Annotated in this window: 12 protein-coding genes, 4 tRNA genes and 1 rRNA gene; 16 read left to right on the forward strand and 1 reads right to left on the reverse strand. The window is 51.0% G+C overall.

Going from position 1 to position 17,998, the window contains the following annotated elements; translation table 11 throughout:
- The first annotated feature begins 73 nt into the window (after nucleotides 1-73).
- The 3 genes from rrf to birA all read left to right on the forward strand — a co-directional run bounded on the left by rrf (nucleotide 74) and on the right by birA (nucleotide 2,474).
- A 5S ribosomal RNA gene (rrf, locus tag LH23_RS06245) occupies nucleotides 74-189 on the forward strand.
- A 297-nt stretch (nucleotides 190-486) separates the two neighbouring features.
- Nucleotides 487-1,515 carry a UDP-N-acetylmuramate dehydrogenase gene (gene murB, locus LH23_RS06250; protein ID WP_039296418.1) on the forward strand — a complete coding sequence of 343 codons (1,029 nt, stop codon included), beginning with the start codon at nucleotides 487-489 and terminating at the stop codon, nucleotides 1,513-1,515.
- Complete coding sequence (birA, locus tag LH23_RS06255) at nucleotides 1,512-2,474, forward strand: bifunctional biotin--[acetyl-CoA-carboxylase] ligase/biotin operon repressor BirA (protein ID WP_039289254.1); 963 nt, start codon at nucleotides 1,512-1,514, stop codon at nucleotides 2,472-2,474. Before murB ends, birA begins: the two co-directional genes overlap by 4 nt.
- Before the next feature lie 26 nt (nucleotides 2,475-2,500).
- On the opposite strand, the gene coaA is transcribed toward birA, so the two are convergent.
- The gene (gene coaA, locus LH23_RS06260; RefSeq protein ID WP_039296421.1) at nucleotides 2,501-3,454 is read right to left on the reverse strand and encodes a type I pantothenate kinase; all 954 of its coding nucleotides are present in this window, start codon (nucleotides 3,452-3,454) and stop codon (nucleotides 2,501-2,503) included.
- A 453-nt stretch (nucleotides 3,455-3,907) separates the two neighbouring features.
- Between coaA and LH23_RS06265 the strand changes: the two genes are divergently transcribed.
- The 13 genes from LH23_RS06265 (at nucleotide 3,908) to rpoC (ending at nucleotide 17,987) form a co-directional block, all read left to right on the forward strand.
- A tRNA-Thr gene (locus tag LH23_RS06265) sits at nucleotides 3,908-3,983 on the forward strand.
- A gap of 12 nt (nucleotides 3,984-3,995) precedes the next feature.
- A tRNA-Tyr gene (locus LH23_RS06270) sits at nucleotides 3,996-4,080 on the forward strand.
- A gap of 117 nt (nucleotides 4,081-4,197) precedes the next feature.
- Nucleotides 4,198-4,272: transfer RNA gene (locus tag LH23_RS06275), tRNA-Gly, on the forward strand.
- Nucleotides 4,273-4,281: 9 nt separating this feature from the next.
- A tRNA-Thr gene (locus tag LH23_RS06280) sits at nucleotides 4,282-4,357 on the forward strand.
- A 112-nt stretch (nucleotides 4,358-4,469) separates the two neighbouring features.
- The gene (tuf, locus tag LH23_RS06285; protein ID WP_038476797.1) at nucleotides 4,470-5,654 is read left to right on the forward strand and encodes an elongation factor Tu; all 1,185 of its coding nucleotides are present in this window, start codon (nucleotides 4,470-4,472) and stop codon (nucleotides 5,652-5,654) included.
- Nucleotides 5,655-5,887: 233 nt separating this feature from the next.
- Nucleotides 5,888-6,271 (forward strand): preprotein translocase subunit SecE, encoded by a 384-nt coding sequence (gene secE, locus LH23_RS06290; RefSeq protein ID WP_008460146.1) that lies wholly within the window; start codon nucleotides 5,888-5,890, stop codon nucleotides 6,269-6,271.
- Between the two features lies 1 nt (nucleotide 6,272).
- Nucleotides 6,273-6,818: a transcription termination/antitermination protein NusG gene (nusG, locus tag LH23_RS06295; RefSeq protein WP_002438628.1), complete on the forward strand. Its 546-nt coding sequence runs from the start codon at nucleotides 6,273-6,275 to the stop codon at nucleotides 6,816-6,818.
- A 154-nt stretch (nucleotides 6,819-6,972) separates the two neighbouring features.
- Nucleotides 6,973-7,401: a 50S ribosomal protein L11 gene (rplK, locus tag LH23_RS06300; RefSeq protein ID WP_008460147.1), complete on the forward strand. Its 429-nt coding sequence runs from the start codon at nucleotides 6,973-6,975 to the stop codon at nucleotides 7,399-7,401.
- A 3-nt stretch (nucleotides 7,402-7,404) separates the two neighbouring features.
- Nucleotides 7,405-8,109, forward strand: a complete 705-nt coding sequence (gene rplA, locus LH23_RS06305) for a 50S ribosomal protein L1 (protein WP_039289255.1) — start codon at nucleotides 7,405-7,407, stop codon at nucleotides 8,107-8,109.
- Between the two features lie 297 nt (nucleotides 8,110-8,406).
- Nucleotides 8,407-8,904 carry a 50S ribosomal protein L10 gene (gene rplJ, locus LH23_RS06310; protein ID WP_002438625.1) on the forward strand — a complete coding sequence of 166 codons (498 nt, stop codon included), beginning with the start codon at nucleotides 8,407-8,409 and terminating at the stop codon, nucleotides 8,902-8,904.
- A 66-nt stretch (nucleotides 8,905-8,970) separates the two neighbouring features.
- Nucleotides 8,971-9,336, forward strand: a complete 366-nt coding sequence (rplL, locus tag LH23_RS06315) for a 50S ribosomal protein L7/L12 (protein WP_000028882.1) — start codon at nucleotides 8,971-8,973, stop codon at nucleotides 9,334-9,336.
- A gap of 326 nt (nucleotides 9,337-9,662) precedes the next feature.
- Nucleotides 9,663-13,691 carry a DNA-directed RNA polymerase subunit beta gene (gene rpoB / locus LH23_RS06320; RefSeq protein WP_039289256.1) on the forward strand — a complete coding sequence of 1,343 codons (4,029 nt, stop codon included), beginning with the start codon at nucleotides 9,663-9,665 and terminating at the stop codon, nucleotides 13,689-13,691.
- A gap of 75 nt (nucleotides 13,692-13,766) precedes the next feature.
- Complete coding sequence (gene rpoC / locus LH23_RS06325) at nucleotides 13,767-17,987, forward strand: DNA-directed RNA polymerase subunit beta' (protein WP_039289257.1); 4,221 nt, start codon at nucleotides 13,767-13,769, stop codon at nucleotides 17,985-17,987.
- The last annotated feature ends 11 nt before the right edge of the window (nucleotides 17,988-17,998 follow it).

A 17,998-nucleotide genomic window follows, 5' to 3' on the forward strand; every position in this document is an offset into this window, starting at 1 on the left:
ATACGAATAATTTTCAGCTTAGTTCAGGATTATATTGATGGTCGCAAAAGCGACGGTCAATAAACAGAATTTGCCTGGCGGCCGTAGCGCGGTGGTCCCACCTGACCCCATGCCGAACTCAGAAGTGAAACGCCGTAGCGCCGATGGTAGTGTGGGGTCTCCCCATGCGAGAGTAGGGAACTGCCAGGCATCAAATAAAACAGAAAACCTCAGCCTGATGGCTGGGGTTTTTTGTTTTCTGGTTTCTGCCACTTTCAACTCTCAGAGAGCAGGATAAAATCGTCAGGAACGATTTTGCACAGCCGGAGACTGCCCGCAGGGTGACGGGCAGGACAGCCCGGCATACAACTGCCAGGCATCAAATAAAAGCAAAAGGCTCAGTCGAAAGACTGGGCCTTTTGCTATGTGCGTACTACTGAGACAGGCAAGCCATTCCCAACAGGATCGGGTAAACTACTCGGGTTATTACTCCGGAAAATGGCTGACATGAACTCCTCTCTTAAACCCTTCAATACCTTCGGTATTCAAGCAACAGCGGCACATATTGTCATCGCTGAATCTGTACAACAGCTTACTGAAGCATGGGCGGAATCGTCGCAGGCTAATCAGCCAGTACTTATCCTGGGGGAAGGCAGTAACATCCTTTTCCTGCAGGACTTTGAAGGGACGGTGATTGTTAATCGCATTAAAGGAATTCAGGTGATTGAAACCGATGATGCGTGGTTACTGCATGTTGGTGCCGGTGAAAATTGGCATTCTCTCGTGGAATACACTCTCCAGAAAGGTATGCCGGGTCTGGAAAACCTTGCTCTGATCCCCGGCTGTGCTGGCTCATCGCCTATTCAAAATATCGGTGCATATGGTGTTGAAATTAAACAGGTATGTGATTATGTCGATTGCGTTGAGCTAAGCAGTGGTCAGGCAATACGCCTAACAAATGAAGAATGCCGTTTTGGCTACCGGGACAGCATCTTTAAACATGACTACCAGGATCGTTTTGCCATTGTCGCAGTAGGTTATCGCTTGCCTAAAATGTGGAGGCCAATTCTCAGCTATGGTGACCTGGCTAAACTGGATCCTGCAACCGTTACACCCCAGCAGGTTTTTGAAAGTGTCTGCAATATGAGGACATCGAAACTACCCGACCCAAAAGTGAATGGTAATGCTGGTAGTTTCTTCAAAAATCCCGTTATTAGCGCGAAACAGGCGGAAAAACTCATTGCCTGCGGCACTAACGTCCCACATTACCCTCAGCCAGATGGCAGCGTTAAACTTGCTGCAGGTTGGTTGATCGATCAATGCCAGCTCAAGGGCTATCGCATCGGTGGAGCTGCGGTTCATCGGCAACAGGCTTTGGTCATCATTAATGAAGAAAATGCCAGCAGCGCAGATATTGTTGCCCTTGCACACTACGTACGCCAGCAGGTAGGTGAAAAGTTTGATGTCTGGCTTGAGCCAGAGGTTCGTTTTATGGGCGGCAAAGGTGAAGTCAGCGCCGTGGAGACTATCGCGTGAAAGACAATCGGGTACCGTTAACGTTAATAAATATTCTGGCAGACGGTGAGTTTCATTCAGGTGAGCAACTGGGTGAGCAGTTAGGCATGAGCCGCGCGGCTATTAATAAGCACGTACAGACTCTGCGAGACTGGGGTATTGATGTATTCACTGTGCCGGGTAAAGGATATAGTTTGCCGGAGCCTATCCAATTACTGGATGAAGGCTTTATTAAGTCACAAATAGAGAACGGGAGCGTGGCTGTACTCCCGGTGATTGATTCTACCAACCAGTACTTGCTTGACCGTCTCAATACCCTTCAGTCTGGCGATGCATGTATAGCCGAATACCAACAGGCTGGGCGCGGCAGACGGGGCCGCCAGTGGTTCTCTCCCTTTGGGGCAAATCTCTATTTGTCGATGTACTGGCGTCTGGAGCAGGGGCCAGCTGCGGCAATTGGACTCAGCCTGGTTATTGGCATTGTTATGGCGGAAGTATTACAGCGTCTTGGTGCTGAAGACGTCAGGGTAAAATGGCCAAACGACCTCTATCTGAACGACCGTAAGCTCGCTGGTATTCTGGTTGAACTCACCGGAAAAACAGGGGATGCCGCGCAAATTGTTATCGGTGCTGGGATCAATCTTGCGATGCGTAATGTTGCTACGGATGTGATTAATCAGGGATGGATCAATCTCCAGGAAGCTGGTATTCGCATTGATCGAAATACACTGGCGGTCACTCTGATTCAAGAGCTACGGACGGCATTGCAACTCTTTGAGCAGGAAAGTTTATTACCGTTCCTTCCTCGTTGGGAAAAACTGGATAACTTTATCAATCGGCCGGTAAAACTCATTATTGGTGAACGAGAGGTTCATGGAATATCTCGCGGTATTAATGAACAAGGTGGATTGTTGCTAGAGCAGAATGGGGTAATAAAAGCTTGGGTTGGTGGCGAGATATCGCTGCGCGGAGCAAATTAAAGTGAGGGGGGATCCCCCTCACTTTATTATTTTCTCAGTTTGACACAATCAACGGCATGATTAGCACTCTTTGTCATAATCAAGCTCGCACGATCGCGAGTTGGTAATATATTTTGTTTTAAATTCAATAAATTAATTTCACTCCATAGCTGCGTTGCAATATTTATAGCTTCATCTTTAGAAAGCTTTGCATAGCTATGGAAATAAGAGTTTGGATCGGTAAATGCACCTTCACGGAATTTTAAGAAACGGTTTATATACCAATTCTGTAATAGCTCTTCCGGCGCATCGACATATATAGAAAAATCGACGAAGTCAGAAACAAATACATGGTGCGGATCGTGAGGATAATCCATCCCGCTTTGCAGGACGTTTAACCCTTCCAGAATCAAGATATCCGGCTGGGCAACTGTCTTATCGCCGTCAGGGATCACGTCATACACCAAATGCGAGTATACCGGTGCTGTCACATTGGTTGCGCCAGATTTGATATCAGAGACAAACTTCACCAGACGATGCATATCATAGGATTGCGGGAACCCTTTCTTCTTCATCAAATTGCGCTCTTTGAGCACTTTGTTTGGATGAAGGAAGCCGTCGGTGGTAATCAGTTCAACCTGACGATGCTCTGGCCAACGACTGAGTAGCGCCTGCAACACGCGTGCTGTAGTGCTTTTCCCTACCGCAACGCTACCCGCAATGCTGATAATATAGGGAATACGTTGGCCATTGGTGCCAAGAAACTGCTCAAGTACAGCCTGGCGGCGCAGGTTTGAACTGATATAGAAGTTGAGCAGTCGAGACAGAGGCAGGTAAATCTCTGCCACCTCTTCCAGGGAGAGGTCTTCGTTAATGCCTTTTAACCGGGCGATTTCCCCTTCGGTTAACGTCATGGGAACAGAGTCACGCAATGCTGCCCATTGGCTCCGGTCAAATTGTAGATAAGGGGTTGTTGCCAACATTTGCTCTTTATTACTCATAAGCATGCTTCTGCCTGTAATTCAGGACAAAATTTACGCGCTACATTTCAGAACGTAAGAGACTCAGCGTTCTGTATCAAAAGTATGCAGCGTATTTAACTTTTCAACAGTGGGCAGGAGGGTAACACCTGAATGAAGAGAACGATAAGAAAAAATCACTAACAGTGATGTATTACGGCGGGTACATCACGTTGCGCTTTAGTGAAAGAAGAGGGCCAGGAGCCATTTTAGACGTGTAGTCTTATTTCCTGGGATTATTATTTGCCATTCAGGCATTGCCAGACACCTGACTCGAGAAAAAACGAATGTCGGAAACGATGGAAATTTGCTCTTAATTGGTGCTTTAGCCACCATATTTTCGAGATCTAGCGCAAAATGTGAGCGGTAGTGCATTTTATGCGATTTTTTTGTTGCATGAGCGGCGCTCTCTTCCTAGAATGCGCGCTACTTGATGCCGGCTTAGCTCAGTAGGTAGAGCAACTGACTTGTAATCAGTAGGTCACCAGTTCGATTCCGGTAGCCGGCACCATCAAGTACCCCAGGTGGGGTTCCCGAGCGGCCAAAGGGAGCAGACTGTAAATCTGCCGTCATCGACTTCGAAGGTTCGAATCCTTCCCCCACCACCATATTCGGCAACGCACTGCGAAGCCCGAGACGATAGACAAGCAGTTTGTCGGCTCGAATACTGAGAGGCCTTCTCTCATATTCAGTACAGAAAGATTCAGGTAGCCGAGTTCCAGGATGCGGGCATCGTATAATGGCTATTACCTCAGCCTTCCAAGCTGATGATGTGGGTTCGATTCCCACTGCCCGCTCCAACAAGATGTGCTGATATAGCTCAGTTGGTAGAGCGCACCCTTGGTAAGGGTGAGGTCGGCAGTTCGAATCTGCCTATCAGCACCACTTCTTTATCTCCTCCCTGTTTCTCTTCTGTTAATGCATTCAGCTAATTCAGGCATATGCCTGGTTGATGTGGTGATATCACCGATTTATCCGTGTCTTAGAGGGACAATCGATGTCTAAAGAAAAGTTTGAACGTACAAAACCGCACGTTAACGTCGGTACTATCGGCCACGTTGACCATGGTAAAACAACGCTGACCGCTGCAATCACTACCGTTCTGGCTAAAACCTACGGTGGTTCTGCTCGTGCATTCGACCAGATCGATAACGCACCAGAAGAAAAAGCTCGTGGTATCACCATCAACACTTCCCACGTTGAGTACGACACCCCGACTCGTCACTACGCGCACGTTGACTGCCCAGGGCACGCCGACTACGTGAAAAACATGATCACCGGTGCTGCTCAGATGGACGGCGCTATCCTGGTTGTTGCTGCGACTGACGGCCCTATGCCTCAGACCCGTGAGCACATCCTGCTGGGTCGTCAGGTTGGCGTTCCTTACATCATCGTGTTCCTGAACAAATGCGACATGGTTGATGATGAAGAGCTGCTGGAGCTGGTTGAAATGGAAGTTCGTGAACTTCTGTCTCAGTACGACTTCCCAGGCGATGACACTCCAATCATCCGTGGTTCTGCTCTGAAAGCGCTGGAAGGCGAAGCTGAGTGGGAAGCTAAAATCGTTGAACTGGCTGGCTTCCTGGATTCTTACATCCCAGAACCAGTACGTGCAATCGACCTGCCGTTCCTGCTGCCAATCGAAGACGTATTCTCCATCTCCGGTCGTGGTACCGTTGTTACCGGTCGTGTAGAGCGCGGTATCGTTAAAGTTGGTGAAGAAGTTGAAATCGTTGGTATCAAAGATACTGCGAAATCTACCTGTACCGGCGTTGAAATGTTCCGCAAACTGCTGGACGAAGGCCGTGCTGGTGAGAACGTAGGTGTTCTGCTGCGTGGTATCAAACGTGAAGAAATCGAACGTGGTCAGGTACTGGCTAAGCCAGGCTCTATCAAGCCACACACCAAGTTCGAATCTGAAGTGTACATCCTGTCCAAAGACGAAGGCGGCCGTCATACTCCGTTCTTCAAAGGCTACCGTCCACAGTTCTACTTCCGTACAACTGACGTGACCGGTACCATCGAACTGCCAGAAGGCGTAGAGATGGTAATGCCAGGCGACAACATCAAAATGGTTGTTACCCTGATCCACCCAATCGCGATGGACGACGGTCTGCGTTTCGCAATCCGTGAAGGTGGCCGTACCGTTGGTGCTGGTGTTGTTGCTAAAGTTATCGCTTAATCGCTGATAACATTTGACGCAATGCACAAGAAGAGGGCATCATTTGATGCCCTTTTTGTACGCTTTCGAACCAGAACCTGGCTCATCAGTGATTTTTTACCGATAATCATTGCTGAGACAGGCTCTGAAGATGGCGTTTATGCCGGGTAGTGTCTGAAAAGAGCGATTCGGTTTGGTTGCCTCGCCTGCGCGGGGCAAAAATGTTTGTCTGATTTATTGTGACAGGTTGGTTTATGAGTGCGAATACCGAAGCTCAAGGGAGCGGGCGTGGCCTCGAAGCGATGAAGTGGCTGGCAGTAGTCGTTTTGCTGCTCGTGGCAATCGTGGGCAACTACATTTATCGTGATATCACTCTGCCGCTCCGTGCACTGGCTGTGGTCATTCTGATTGCAGCGGCAGGTGGTGTTGCACTGCTGACGGTTAAAGGCAAAGCGACCGTAGCCTTTGCTCGCGAAGCGAGAACTGAAGTACGCAAGGTGATTTGGCCTACTCGCCAGGAAACTCTGCACACCACTTTAATCGTGGCCGCGGTTACCGCTGTGATGTCACTGATTCTGTGGGGGCTGGATGGTATTCTGGTCCGCCTGGTATCTTTTATTACTGGCCTGAGGTTCTGAGATGTCTGAAGCCCCTAAAAAGCGTTGGTACGTCGTTCAGGCGTTTTCCGGTTTTGAAGGTCGTGTAGCTACGTCGCTGCGCGAACACATCAAACTCCACAATATGGAAGAGCTGTTCGGCGAAGTTATGGTTCCAACCGAAGAGGTTGTTGAAATCCGTGGCGGCCAACGTCGTAAAAGCGAACGTAAATTCTTCCCTGGCTATGTTCTGGTCCAGATGGTGATGAACGACGCAAGCTGGCACCTGGTACGTAGCGTTCCGCGTGTAATGGGTTTCATCGGCGGGACTTCCGATCGTCCAGCGCCAATCAGCGATAAAGAAGTTGATGCGATCATGAACCGCCTGCAGCAGGTTGGTGATAAGCCGCGTCCGAAAACGTTGTTTGAACCAGGTGAAATGGTCCGTGTTAGCGATGGTCCGTTTGCTGATTTCAATGGTGTCGTGGAAGAAGTGGATTACGAGAAGAGCCGTCTGAAGGTTTCCGTTTCTATCTTTGGCCGTGCAACACCGGTTGAACTGGATTTTGCTCAGGTGGAAAAAGCCTGATAATTTGATCGTTTAAGCAGCGATTATTCATTGCACAGGGCGCGAAATTGGCATACAATTTCGCGCCTTTTGTTTTTATGTGTCCAATACACATAAGACGTTTATTCACGGGGAGCCTTCTTGAGGCGCTATTACCCAATCAGAGGATTTTAGAATGGCTAAGAAAGTACAAGCCTACGTCAAGCTGCAGGTTGCAGCTGGTATGGCGAACCCAAGTCCACCAGTTGGTCCAGCTCTGGGTCAGCAGGGTGTGAACATCATGGAATTCTGTAAAGCGTTCAACGCAAAAACTGAATCCCTGGAAAAAGGTCTGCCAATTCCGGTTGTTATTACCGTTTACGCTGACCGTTCTTTCACTTTCGTTACCAAAACCCCTCCAGCAGCAGTTCTGCTGAAGAAAGCGGCTGGTATCAAGTCTGGTTCCGGTAAGCCGAACAAAGACAAAGTGGGTAAAGTTTCCCGCGCTCAGCTGCAGGAAATCGCGCAGACCAAAGCTGCCGACATGACTGGTTCCGACATTGAAGCGATGACTCGCTCCATTGAAGGTACTGCACGTTCCATGGGCCTGGTAGTGGAGGACTAAGAAATGGCTAAACTGACCAAGCGCATGTCCGTGATCCGTGACAAAGTTGATGCTACCAAACAGTACGACATCAACGAAGCTATCGCTCTGCTGAAAGAACTGGCTACCGCTAAGTTCGTTGAAAGCGTTGACGTTGCAGTTAACCTGGGCATCGATGCTCGTAAATCTGACCAGAACGTTCGTGGTGCAACTGTACTGCCACACGGTACTGGCCGTTCCGTTCGCGTAGCCGTATTTGCTCAGGGTCCTAACGCTGAAGCAGCTAAAGCTGCTGGCGCAGAGCTGGTAGGTATGGAAGATCTGGCTGACCAGATCAAGAAAGGCGAAATGAACTTCGACGTTGTTATCGCATCTCCAGATGCAATGCGCGTTGTTGGCCAGCTGGGCCAGGTTCTGGGCCCACGCGGCCTGATGCCAAACCCGAAAGTTGGTACCGTAACGCCTAACGTTGCTGAAGCAGTTAAAAATGCTAAAGCAGGTCAGGTTCGTTACCGTAACGACAAAAACGGCATCATCCACACGACCATCGGTAAAGTGGACTTTGACGCTGACAAACTGAAAGAAAACCTGGAATCTCTGCTGGTTGCGCTGAAAAAAGCAAAACCATCTCAGGCTAAAGGCGTGTACATCAAGAAAGTTAGCATCTCCACCACTATGGGTGCAGGTGTTGCGGTAGACCAGGCTGGTCTGAACGCAGCGGCGAACTAATAATCGCCTTTACGCGGGCGAAAGATTAGTCTAATATCTTACGCCCGTTGTTCTGTTTATGCAGAACACAAAGAATTTTCGGTTGGAGCCTGGCCTTATCCAGGCCTCCGTCCAAGACCGCAGGTGTTTCGCAAGAAACTTAATTCCCTGCGTAGACGGTGACAGAACCTGAAGAATATTTTAGATAGTCTTTAGCTTGTTTCTGCTCACCGTATGTAGACGCGTTTTTCCATTGTGGTTAAGCGCGAAGTGAGTTCCGGGACTTCTGTCCCGGCTAAAACCCAGGAGCAAAAGCTAATGGCTTTAAATCTTCAAGACAAACAAGCGATTGTTGCTGAAGTCAGCGAAGTAGCCAAAGGCGCGCTGTCTGCAGTAGTTGCGGATTCCCGTGGCGTTACTGTTGACAAAATGACCGAACTGCGTAAAGCAGGTCGCGAAGCCGGCGTTTACATGCGTGTTGTTCGTAACACCTTGCTGCGCCGTGTTGTTGAAGGTACTCAGTTCGAGTGCCTGAAAGACGCGTTCGTTGGTCCGACCCTGATTGCATACTCTATGGAACACCCGGGCGCTGCTGCTCGTCTGTTCAAAGAGTTCGCTAAAGCGAATGCAAAATTTGAGGTCAAAGCCGCTGCCTTTGAAGGTGAGCTGATCCCGGCGTCCCAAATCGACCGCCTGGCAACTCTGCCGACCTACGAAGAAGCAATTGCACGCCTGATGGCAACCATGAAAGAAGCTTCGGCTGGCAAACTGGTTCGTACTCTGGCTGCTGTACGCGATGCAAAAGAAGCTGCTTAATCGCAGTTTTCTTTATCAAGTATTCGCTTACGTATAAACTTATTCTGATATTCAGGAACAATTTAAATGTCTATCACTAAAGATCAAATCATTGAAGCAGTATCCGCTATGTCCGTAATGGACGTTGTAGAACTGATCTCTGCAATGGAAGAAAAATTCGGTGTTTCTGCTGCTGCTGCTGTAGCTGTTGCTGCTGGCCCAGCTGAAGCTGCTGAAGAGAAAACTGAGTTCGACGTTATTCTGAAAGCTGCTGGCGCTAACAAAGTTGCCGTAATCAAAGCAGTTCGTGGCGCAACTGGCCTGGGTCTGAAAGAAGCTAAAGACCTGGTTGAGTCTGCACCAGCTGCGCTGAAAGAAGGCGTGAGCAAAGACGACGCTGAAGCTCTGAAAAAATCTCTGGAAGAAGCTGGCGCTGAAGTTGAAGTTAAATAAGCCAACCCTTCCGGTTGCAGCCTAAGTAATTAGGCTGATGGCTGGTGACTTTTTAGTCACCAGCCTTTTTGCGCTGTAGGGTACCAGTAGCGTTTCACACTGTTTGACTGCTGGTTTCCATTCAATGCATGTCTCTATCGACGCCTTAATATACTGCGACTTTCTACGCCGGGAGTTCCGGGGTAAAGCGCAATGAAATGGTTTAAGAGTGATAGAAACAGGTATTGCGGGAAGTGTTCCACTTTCCGGTCCACAAAATAGTGTTGCATAAACTGCCCCTTTCGACGGGCAGATGGGTCGACTTGTCAGCGAGCTGAGGAACCCTAATGGTTTACTCCTATACCGAGAAAAAACGTATTCGTAAGGATTTTGGAAAGCGTCCACAAGTACTGGACATTCCTTATCTCCTTTCTATCCAGCTTGACTCGTTCCAGAAGTTTATCGAGCAAGATCCCGAAGGACAGTACGGCCTGGAAGCAGCTTTCCGCTCCGTATTCCCGATTGCAAGCTACAGCGGCAACTCCGAGCTGCAGTATGTGAGCTATCGCCTGGGCGAACCTGTATTTGACGTTAAAGAATGTCAAATCCGTGGCGTGACGTATTCTGCTCCGCTGCGTGTGAAACTGCGTCTGGTGATCTACGAGCGCGAAGCGCCGGAAGGCACCGTTAAAGACATCAAAGAACAAGAAGTGTACATGGGCGAGATTCCGCTCATGACCGACAACGGGACCTTCGTTATCAACGGTACTGAGCGCGTTATCGTTTCTCAGCTTCACCGTAGCCCGGGTGTGTTCTTCGACAGTGACAAAGGTAAGACCCACTCTTCAGGGAAGGTGCTGTATAACGCACGTATCATCCCTTACCGTGGTTCCTGGCTGGACTTCGAATTCGACCCGAAAGACAACCTGTTCGTGCGTATTGACCGTCGCCGCAAACTGCCTGCGACTATCATCCTGCGCGCACTGAACTACACCACTGAGCAGATCCTTGACCTGTTCTTTGAGAAAGTTAATTTCGAAATCCGTGACAACAAGCTGCAGATGGAGCTGGTACCGGAGCGCCTGCGTGGCGAAACCGCATCCTTCGACATCGAAGCTGACGGCAAAGTGTACGTTGAAAAAGGCCGCCGTATCACCGCGCGCCACATTCGCCAACTGGAAAAAGACGATATCAAACATATCGAAGTTCCTGTTGAGTACATTGCTGGTAAAGTTGCGGCTAAAGACTACGTTGATGCTTCTACCGGCGAACTGATTTGCCCGGCGAACATGGAACTGTCTTTGGACCTGCTGGCCAAACTGAGCCAGTCAGGCCACAAGCGTATCGAAACGCTGTTCACCAACGACCTGGATCACGGCCCGTACATTTCTGAAACTGTACGCGTCGACCCAACCAACGACCGCCTGAGCGCGCTGGTTGAGATCTACCGCATGATGCGCCCTGGTGAGCCACCAACACGCGAAGCAGCTGAAAGCCTGTTTGAGAATCTGTTCTTCTCCGAAGACCGCTATGATCTGTCCGCGGTCGGTCGTATGAAGTTCAACCGTTCTCTGCTGCGTGAAGAGATTGAAGGTTCCGGTATCCTGAGCAATGACGACATCATCGAAGTGATGAAGAAGCTCATCGATATCCGTAACGGCAAAGGTGAAGTGGATGACATCGACCACCTCGGCAACCGTCGTATCCGTTCCGTAGGCGAAATGGCGGAAAACCAATTCCGCGTTGGCCTGGTACGTGTTGAGCGTGCGGTGAAAGAGCGTCTGTCTCTGGGCGATCTGGATACCCTGATGCCTCAGGATATGATCAACGCCAAGCCAATCTCTGCGGCAGTGAAAGAGTTCTTCGGTTCCAGCCAGCTGTCTCAGTTCATGGACCAGAACAACCCGCTGTCTGAGATTACGCACAAACGTCGTATCTCCGCGTTGGGCCCAGGCGGTCTGACCCGTGAGCGTGCGGGCTTCGAAGTACGTGACGTACACCCAACCCACTACGGTCGTGTGTGTCCAATCGAAACCCCTGAAGGTCCAAACATCGGTCTGATCAACTCCCTGTCCGTGTACGCGCAGACTAACGAATACGGCTTCCTTGAGACTCCGTATCGTCGCGTTGTTGACGGCGTTGTGACTGACGAAATTCATTACCTGTCTGCTATCGAAGAAGGTAACTACGTTATCGCTCAGGCGAACACCAACCTGAACGAAGAAGGCCGTTTCGTAGACGACCTCGTTACCTGCCGTAGCAAAGGCGAATCCAGCTTGTTCAGCAACGACCAGGTTGACTACATGGACGTTTCCACCCAGCAGGTGGTTTCCGTCGGTGCGTCCCTGATCCCGTTCCTGGAACACGATGACGCCAACCGTGCCTTGATGGGTGCGAACATGCAACGTCAGGCGGTTCCAACTCTGCGCGCTGATAAGCCGCTGGTTGGTACCGGTATGGAGCGTGCTGTAGCCGTTGACTCCGGTGTTACTGCCGTAGCAAAACGTGGCGGTACCGTTCAGTACGTTGATGCATCCCGTATCGTTATCAAAGTTAACGAAGACGAGATGTACCCGGGCGAAGCGGGTATCGACATCTACAACCTGACTAAGTACACCCGTTCTAACCAGAACACCTGCATCAACCAGATGCCGTGTGTGTCCCTGGGTGAGCCAATTGAACGTGGCGACGTGCTGGCTGATGGCCCGTCTACCGACCTCGGTGAACTGGCGCTTGGTCAGAACATGCGCGTAGCGTTCATGCCTTGGAACGGTTACAACTTCGAAGACTCCATCCTCGTTTCCGAGCGTGTTGTTCAGGAAGATCGTTTCACCACCATCCACATTCAGGAACTGGCTTGTGTGTCTCGTGACACCAAACTGGGGCCAGAAGAGATCACCGCTGACATCCCTAACGTGGGTGAAGCTGCGCTCTCCAAACTGGATGAATCCGGTATCGTGTACATCGGTGCTGAAGTGACCGGCGGTGATATTCTGGTTGGTAAGGTAACGCCGAAAGGTGAAACCCAGCTGACCCCAGAAGAAAAACTGCTGCGCGCAATCTTCGGTGAGAAAGCGTCTGACGTTAAAGACTCTTCCCTGCGCGTACCAAACGGCGTTTCCGGTACCGTCATCGACGTTCAGGTCTTCACCCGCGATGGTGTGGAAAAAGACAAACGTGCGCTGGAAATCGAAGAGATGCAGCTGAAGCAGGCTAAGAAAGACCTGTCTGAAGAACTGCAGATCCTCGAAGCGGGTCTGTTCAGCCGTATCTATGCCGTGCTGGTTTCCGGTGGCGTTGAAGCTGACAAGCTCGACAAACTGCCACGTGACCGCTGGCTGGAACTGGGCCTGACCGACGAAGAGAAGCAAAACCAGCTGGAACAGCTGGCAGAGCAGTACGACGAGCTGAAGCACGAGTTTGAGAAGAAACTCGAAGCTAAGCGCCGCAAAATCACTCAGGGCGATGACCTGGCACCTGGCGTGCTGAAAATCGTGAAAGTGTATCTGGCCGTTAAACGTCAGATTCAGCCTGGTGACAAGATGGCAGGTCGTCACGGGAACAAAGGTGTTATCTCCAAGATCAACCCGATCGAAGATATGCCATACGATGAAAACGGCACGCCGGTAGACATCGTACTGAACCCGCTGGGCGTACCATCTCGTATGAACATCGGTCAGATCCTGGAAACCCACCTGGGTATGGCTGCGAAAGGCATCGGCGAGAAGATCAACGCCATGCTGAAACAGCAGCAAGAAGTCGCGAAACTGCGCGAATTCATCCAGCGTGCCTACGATCTGGGTACTGACGTACGTCAGAAAGTCGACCTGAACACCTTCAGCGATGATGAAGTTCTGCGTCTGGCTGAAAACCTACGTAAAGGTATGCCTATCGCAACGCCGGTCTTCGACGGTGCGAAAGAAGCCGAAATTAAAGAGCTGCTGCAACTCGGCGGTCTGCCATCTTCTGGCCAGATCACCCTGTTCGACGGCCGTACCGGTGAGCAGTTTGAGCGTCAGGTAACTGTAGGTTACATGTACATGCTGAAACTGAACCACCTGGTCGACGATAAGATGCACGCGCGTTCTACCGGTTCTTACAGCCTGGTTACTCAGCAGCCGCTGGGTGGTAAGGCTCAGTTCGGTGGTCAGCGCTTCGGTGAGATGGAAGTGTGGGCGCTTGAAGCATATGGCGCTGCATATACCCTGCAGGAAATGCTAACCGTTAAGTCTGATGACGTGAACGGCCGTACCAAGATGTATAAGAACATCGTGGATGGCAACCATCAGATGGAACCGGGCATGCCGGAATCCTTCAACGTTCTGTTGAAAGAGATCCGTTCGCTGGGTATCAACATCGAGCTGGAAGACGAGTAATCGTTGCTCAAAAGGTCCAGGGTGCCCGGCTAACGCCGGGCATCACAGAGTGCTAACTCCGACGGGAGCAAATCCGTGAAAGACTTATTAAAGTTTCTGAAAGCGCAAACTAAAACCGAAGAGTTTGATGCGATCAAAATTGCTCTGGCATCGCCAGACATGATCCGTTCATGGTCTTTCGGTGAAGTTAAAAAGCCGGAAACCATCAACTACCGTACGTTCAAACCTGAGCGTGACGGTCTGTTCTGCGCCCGTATTTTTGGGCCAGTGAAAGACTATGAGTGCCTGTGCGGTAAGTACAAGCGCCTGAAGCACCGTGGTGTCATTTGTGAGAAGTGTGGCGTAGAAGTTACCCAGACTAAAGTTCGTCGTGAGCGTATGGGCCACATCGAACTGGCTTCTCCAACTGCCCACATTTGGTTCCTGAAGTCTCTGCCATCTCGTATCGGCCTGCTGCTGGATATGCCGCTGCGTGATATCGAGCGCGTGCTGTACTTTGAATCTTATGTTGTTATCGAAGGCGGGATGACCAACCTCGAGCGCCGTCAGATCCTGACTGAAGAGCAGTATCTGGATGCGCTGGAAGAGTTCGGTGACGAATTCGATGCGAAGATGGGTGCGGAAGCTATTCAGGCCCTGCTGAAGAGCATGGATCTGGAGCAAGAGTGTGAAACTCTGCGCGAAGAGCTGAACGAAACCAACTCCGAAACCAAACGTAAAAAGCTGACCAAGCGTATCAAGCTGCTGGAAGCGTTCGTTCAGTCTGGTAACAAACCAGAGTGGATGATCCTGACCGTTCTGCCGGTTCTGCCGCCAGATCTGCGTCCGCTGGTACCGCTGGATGGTGGTCGTTTCGCAACCTCAGATCTGAACGATCTGTACCGTCGCGTTATCAACCGTAACAACCGTCTGAAACGTCTGCTTGATCTGGCGGCTCCTGACATCATCGTACGTAACGAAAAACGTATGCTGCAGGAAGCGGTAGATGCCCTGCTGGATAACGGCCGTCGCGGCCGCGCCATCACCGGCTCTAACAAACGTCCTCTGAAATCTTTGGCCGACATGATCAAAGGTAAGCAGGGTCGTTTCCGTCAGAACCTGTTGGGTAAACGTGTTGACTACTCCGGTCGTTCTGTAATCACCGTAGGTCCATACCTGCGTCTGCATCAGTGCGGTCTGCCGAAGAAAATGGCACTGGAGCTGTTCAAACCGTTCATCTACGGCAAGCTGGAACTGCGTGGCCTCGCGACCACCATCAAAGCTGCTAAGAAAATGGTTGAGCGTGAAGAAGCTGTCGTTTGGGATATCCTGGACGAAGTTATCCGCGAACACCCGGTACTGCTGAACCGTGCACCAACCCTGCACCGTTTGGGTATCCAGGCATTTGAACCTGTTCTGATCGAAGGTAAAGCTATCCAGCTGCACCCGCTGGTTTGTGCGGCATATAACGCCGACTTCGATGGTGACCAGATGGCAGTACACGTTCCACTGACGCTTGAAGCTCAGCTGGAAGCGCGTGCGCTGATGATGTCTACCAACAACATCCTGTCCCCAGCGAACGGCGAGCCAATCATCGTTCCTTCTCAGGACGTTGTATTGGGTCTGTACTACATGACCCGTGACTGTGTTAACGCCAAAGGCGAAGGCATGGTGCTGACTGGCCCTAAAGAAGCTGAGCGTATTTATCGCGCTGGCCTGGCCTCTCTGCATGCGCGCGTTAAAGTGCGTATCACCGAATACGAAAAAGATGCTCAGGGCACATTCGTTGCGAAAACCAGCCTGATCGACACCACCATTGGTCGTGCGATTCTGTGGATGATCGTACCGAAAGGTCTGCCTTTCTCCATCGTCAACCAGGCGCTGGGTAAAAAGGCTATCTCTAAGATGCTGAACACCTGTTACCGTATTCTGGGCCTGAAACCGACCGTTATTTTTGCGGACCAGACGATGTACACCGGCTTTGCTTACGCAGCGCGTTCAGGTGCATCCGTTGGTATTGATGACATGGTCATCCCGGAGAAAAAATACGAGATCATCAGCGAAGCGGAAGCTGAAGTTGCTGAGATCCAGGAACAGTTCCAGTCCGGTCTGGTTACCGCTGGCGAACGCTATAACAAAGTTATCGATATCTGGGCTGCGGCGAACGATCGTGTATCCAAAGCGATGATGGATAACCTGCAAACCGAAACCGTGATTAACCGTGACGGCGTCGAAGAACAGCAGGTTTCCTTCAACAGCATCTACATGATGGCCGACTCCGGTGCGCGTGGTTCTGCGGCACAGATTCGTCAGCTGGCTGGTATGCGTGGTCTGATGGCTAAGCCGGATGGCTCCATCATCGAAACGCCAATCACCGCGAACTTCCGTGAAGGTCTGAACGTACTCCAGTACTTCATCTCCACTCACGGTGCTCGTAAAGGTCTGGCGGATACCGCATTGAAAACAGCGAACTCCGGTTACCTGACTCGTCGTCTGGTAGACGTTGCCCAGGATCTGGTCGTTACTGAAGACGACTGTGGCACCCTGGAAGGCATCACCATGACGCCAGTTATCGAAGGTGGCGACGTTAAAGAGCCGCTGCGCGATCGCGTACTGGGTCGTGTGACTGCTGAAGATATTCTGAAGCCTGGTACTGCGGATATCCTGGTTCCACGCAACACGCTGCTGCACGAACAGTGGTGTGACCTGCTGGAAGCTAACTCTGTTGACAGCGTAAAAGTCCGTTCCGTAGTAGGTTGCGAAACTGACTTTGGCGTGTGTGCTCACTGCTACGGTCGCGACCTGGCACGTGGTCACATCATCAACAAAGGTGAAGCTATCGGGGTTATCGCGGCACAGTCCATCGGTGAACCTGGTACACAGCTGACGATGCGTACGTTCCACATCGGTGGTGCGGCATCTCGTTCTGCTGCTGAATCCAGCATTCAGGTTAAGAACAAAGGTAGCATCAAACTCAGCAACGCTAAGTCGGTTGTGAATTCCAGCGGTAAACTGGTTATCACTTCTCGTAACACCGAGTTGAAGCTGATCGACGAATTCGGTCGTACCAAAGAGAGCTATAAAGTGCCTTACGGTGCTGTGATGGCGAAAGGTGATGGCGAGCAGGTTGCCGGCGGTGAAACCGTAGCAAACTGGGATCCACACACCATGCCGGTTATCTCGGAAGTGAGTGGTTTCATTCGCTTTACCGATATGATCGACGGCCAGACCATTACTCGTCAGACCGACGAGTTGACCGGTCTGTCCTCTCTGGTCGTTCTGGACTCTGCTGAGCGTACTGCGGGTGGTAAAGACCTGCGTCCTGCTCTGAAAATCGTTGATGCTAAAGGCAACGACGTTCTGATCCCAGGCACTGATATGCCGGCTCAGTACTTCCTGCCTGGTAAAGCGATTGTTCAGCTGGAAGATGGTATTCAGATCAGCTCCGGTGACGCTCTGGCGCGTATTCCACAGGAATCCAGCGGTACCAAGGATATTACCGGTGGTCTGCCACGCGTTGCTGACCTGTTCGAAGCCCGTCGTCCGAAAGAGCCGGCAATCCTGGCTGAAATCAGCGGTGTCATTTCCTTCGGTAAAGAAACCAAAGGGAAACGTCGTCTGGTTATCACCCCGGTAGACGGTAGCGAGCCGTACGAAGAGATGATTCCGAAATGGCGTCAGCTTAACGTGTTCGAAGGCGAGCGTGTTGAACGTGGTGACGTTGTTTCCGATGGTCCAGAGTCTCCGCATGACATCCTGCGTCTGCGTGGCGTGTACGCTGTAACTCGTTACATCACTAACGAAGTACAGGACGTTTACCGTCTGCAAGGCGTTAAGATTAACGATAAACACATCGAAGTTATCGTTCGTCAGATGCTGCGTAAAGCCACCATCGTTAACGCAGGCAGCTCCGACTTCCTGGAAGGCGAGCAGGCTGAATACTCCCGCATTAAGATCGCTAACCGCGAACTGGATGCGAACGGCAAGATCAACGTGACCTTTGCACGCGATCTGCTGGGTATCACCAAAGCCTCTCTGGCAACCGAGTCCTTCATCTCCGCGGCATCGTTCCAGGAGACCACTCGAGTGCTGACCGAAGCAGCCGTTGCGGGTAAACGCGACGAACTGCGCGGCCTGAAAGAGAACGTTATCGTGGGTCGTCTGATCCCGGCCGGTACCGGTTATGCGTACCACCAGGATCGTATGCGTCGCCGTGCAGCGGGTGAAATCCCTGCGGCACCTCAGGTGACTGCTGAAGACGCTTCTGCCAGCCTGGCAGAGCTGCTGAACGCAGGCCTGGGCGGTAACGACGAGTAATCGTGCGATAC

It is taken from the genome of Cedecea neteri (genome assembly GCF_000758305.1).
GTDB lineage: Bacteria > Pseudomonadota > Gammaproteobacteria > Enterobacterales > Enterobacteriaceae > Cedecea > Cedecea neteri_C.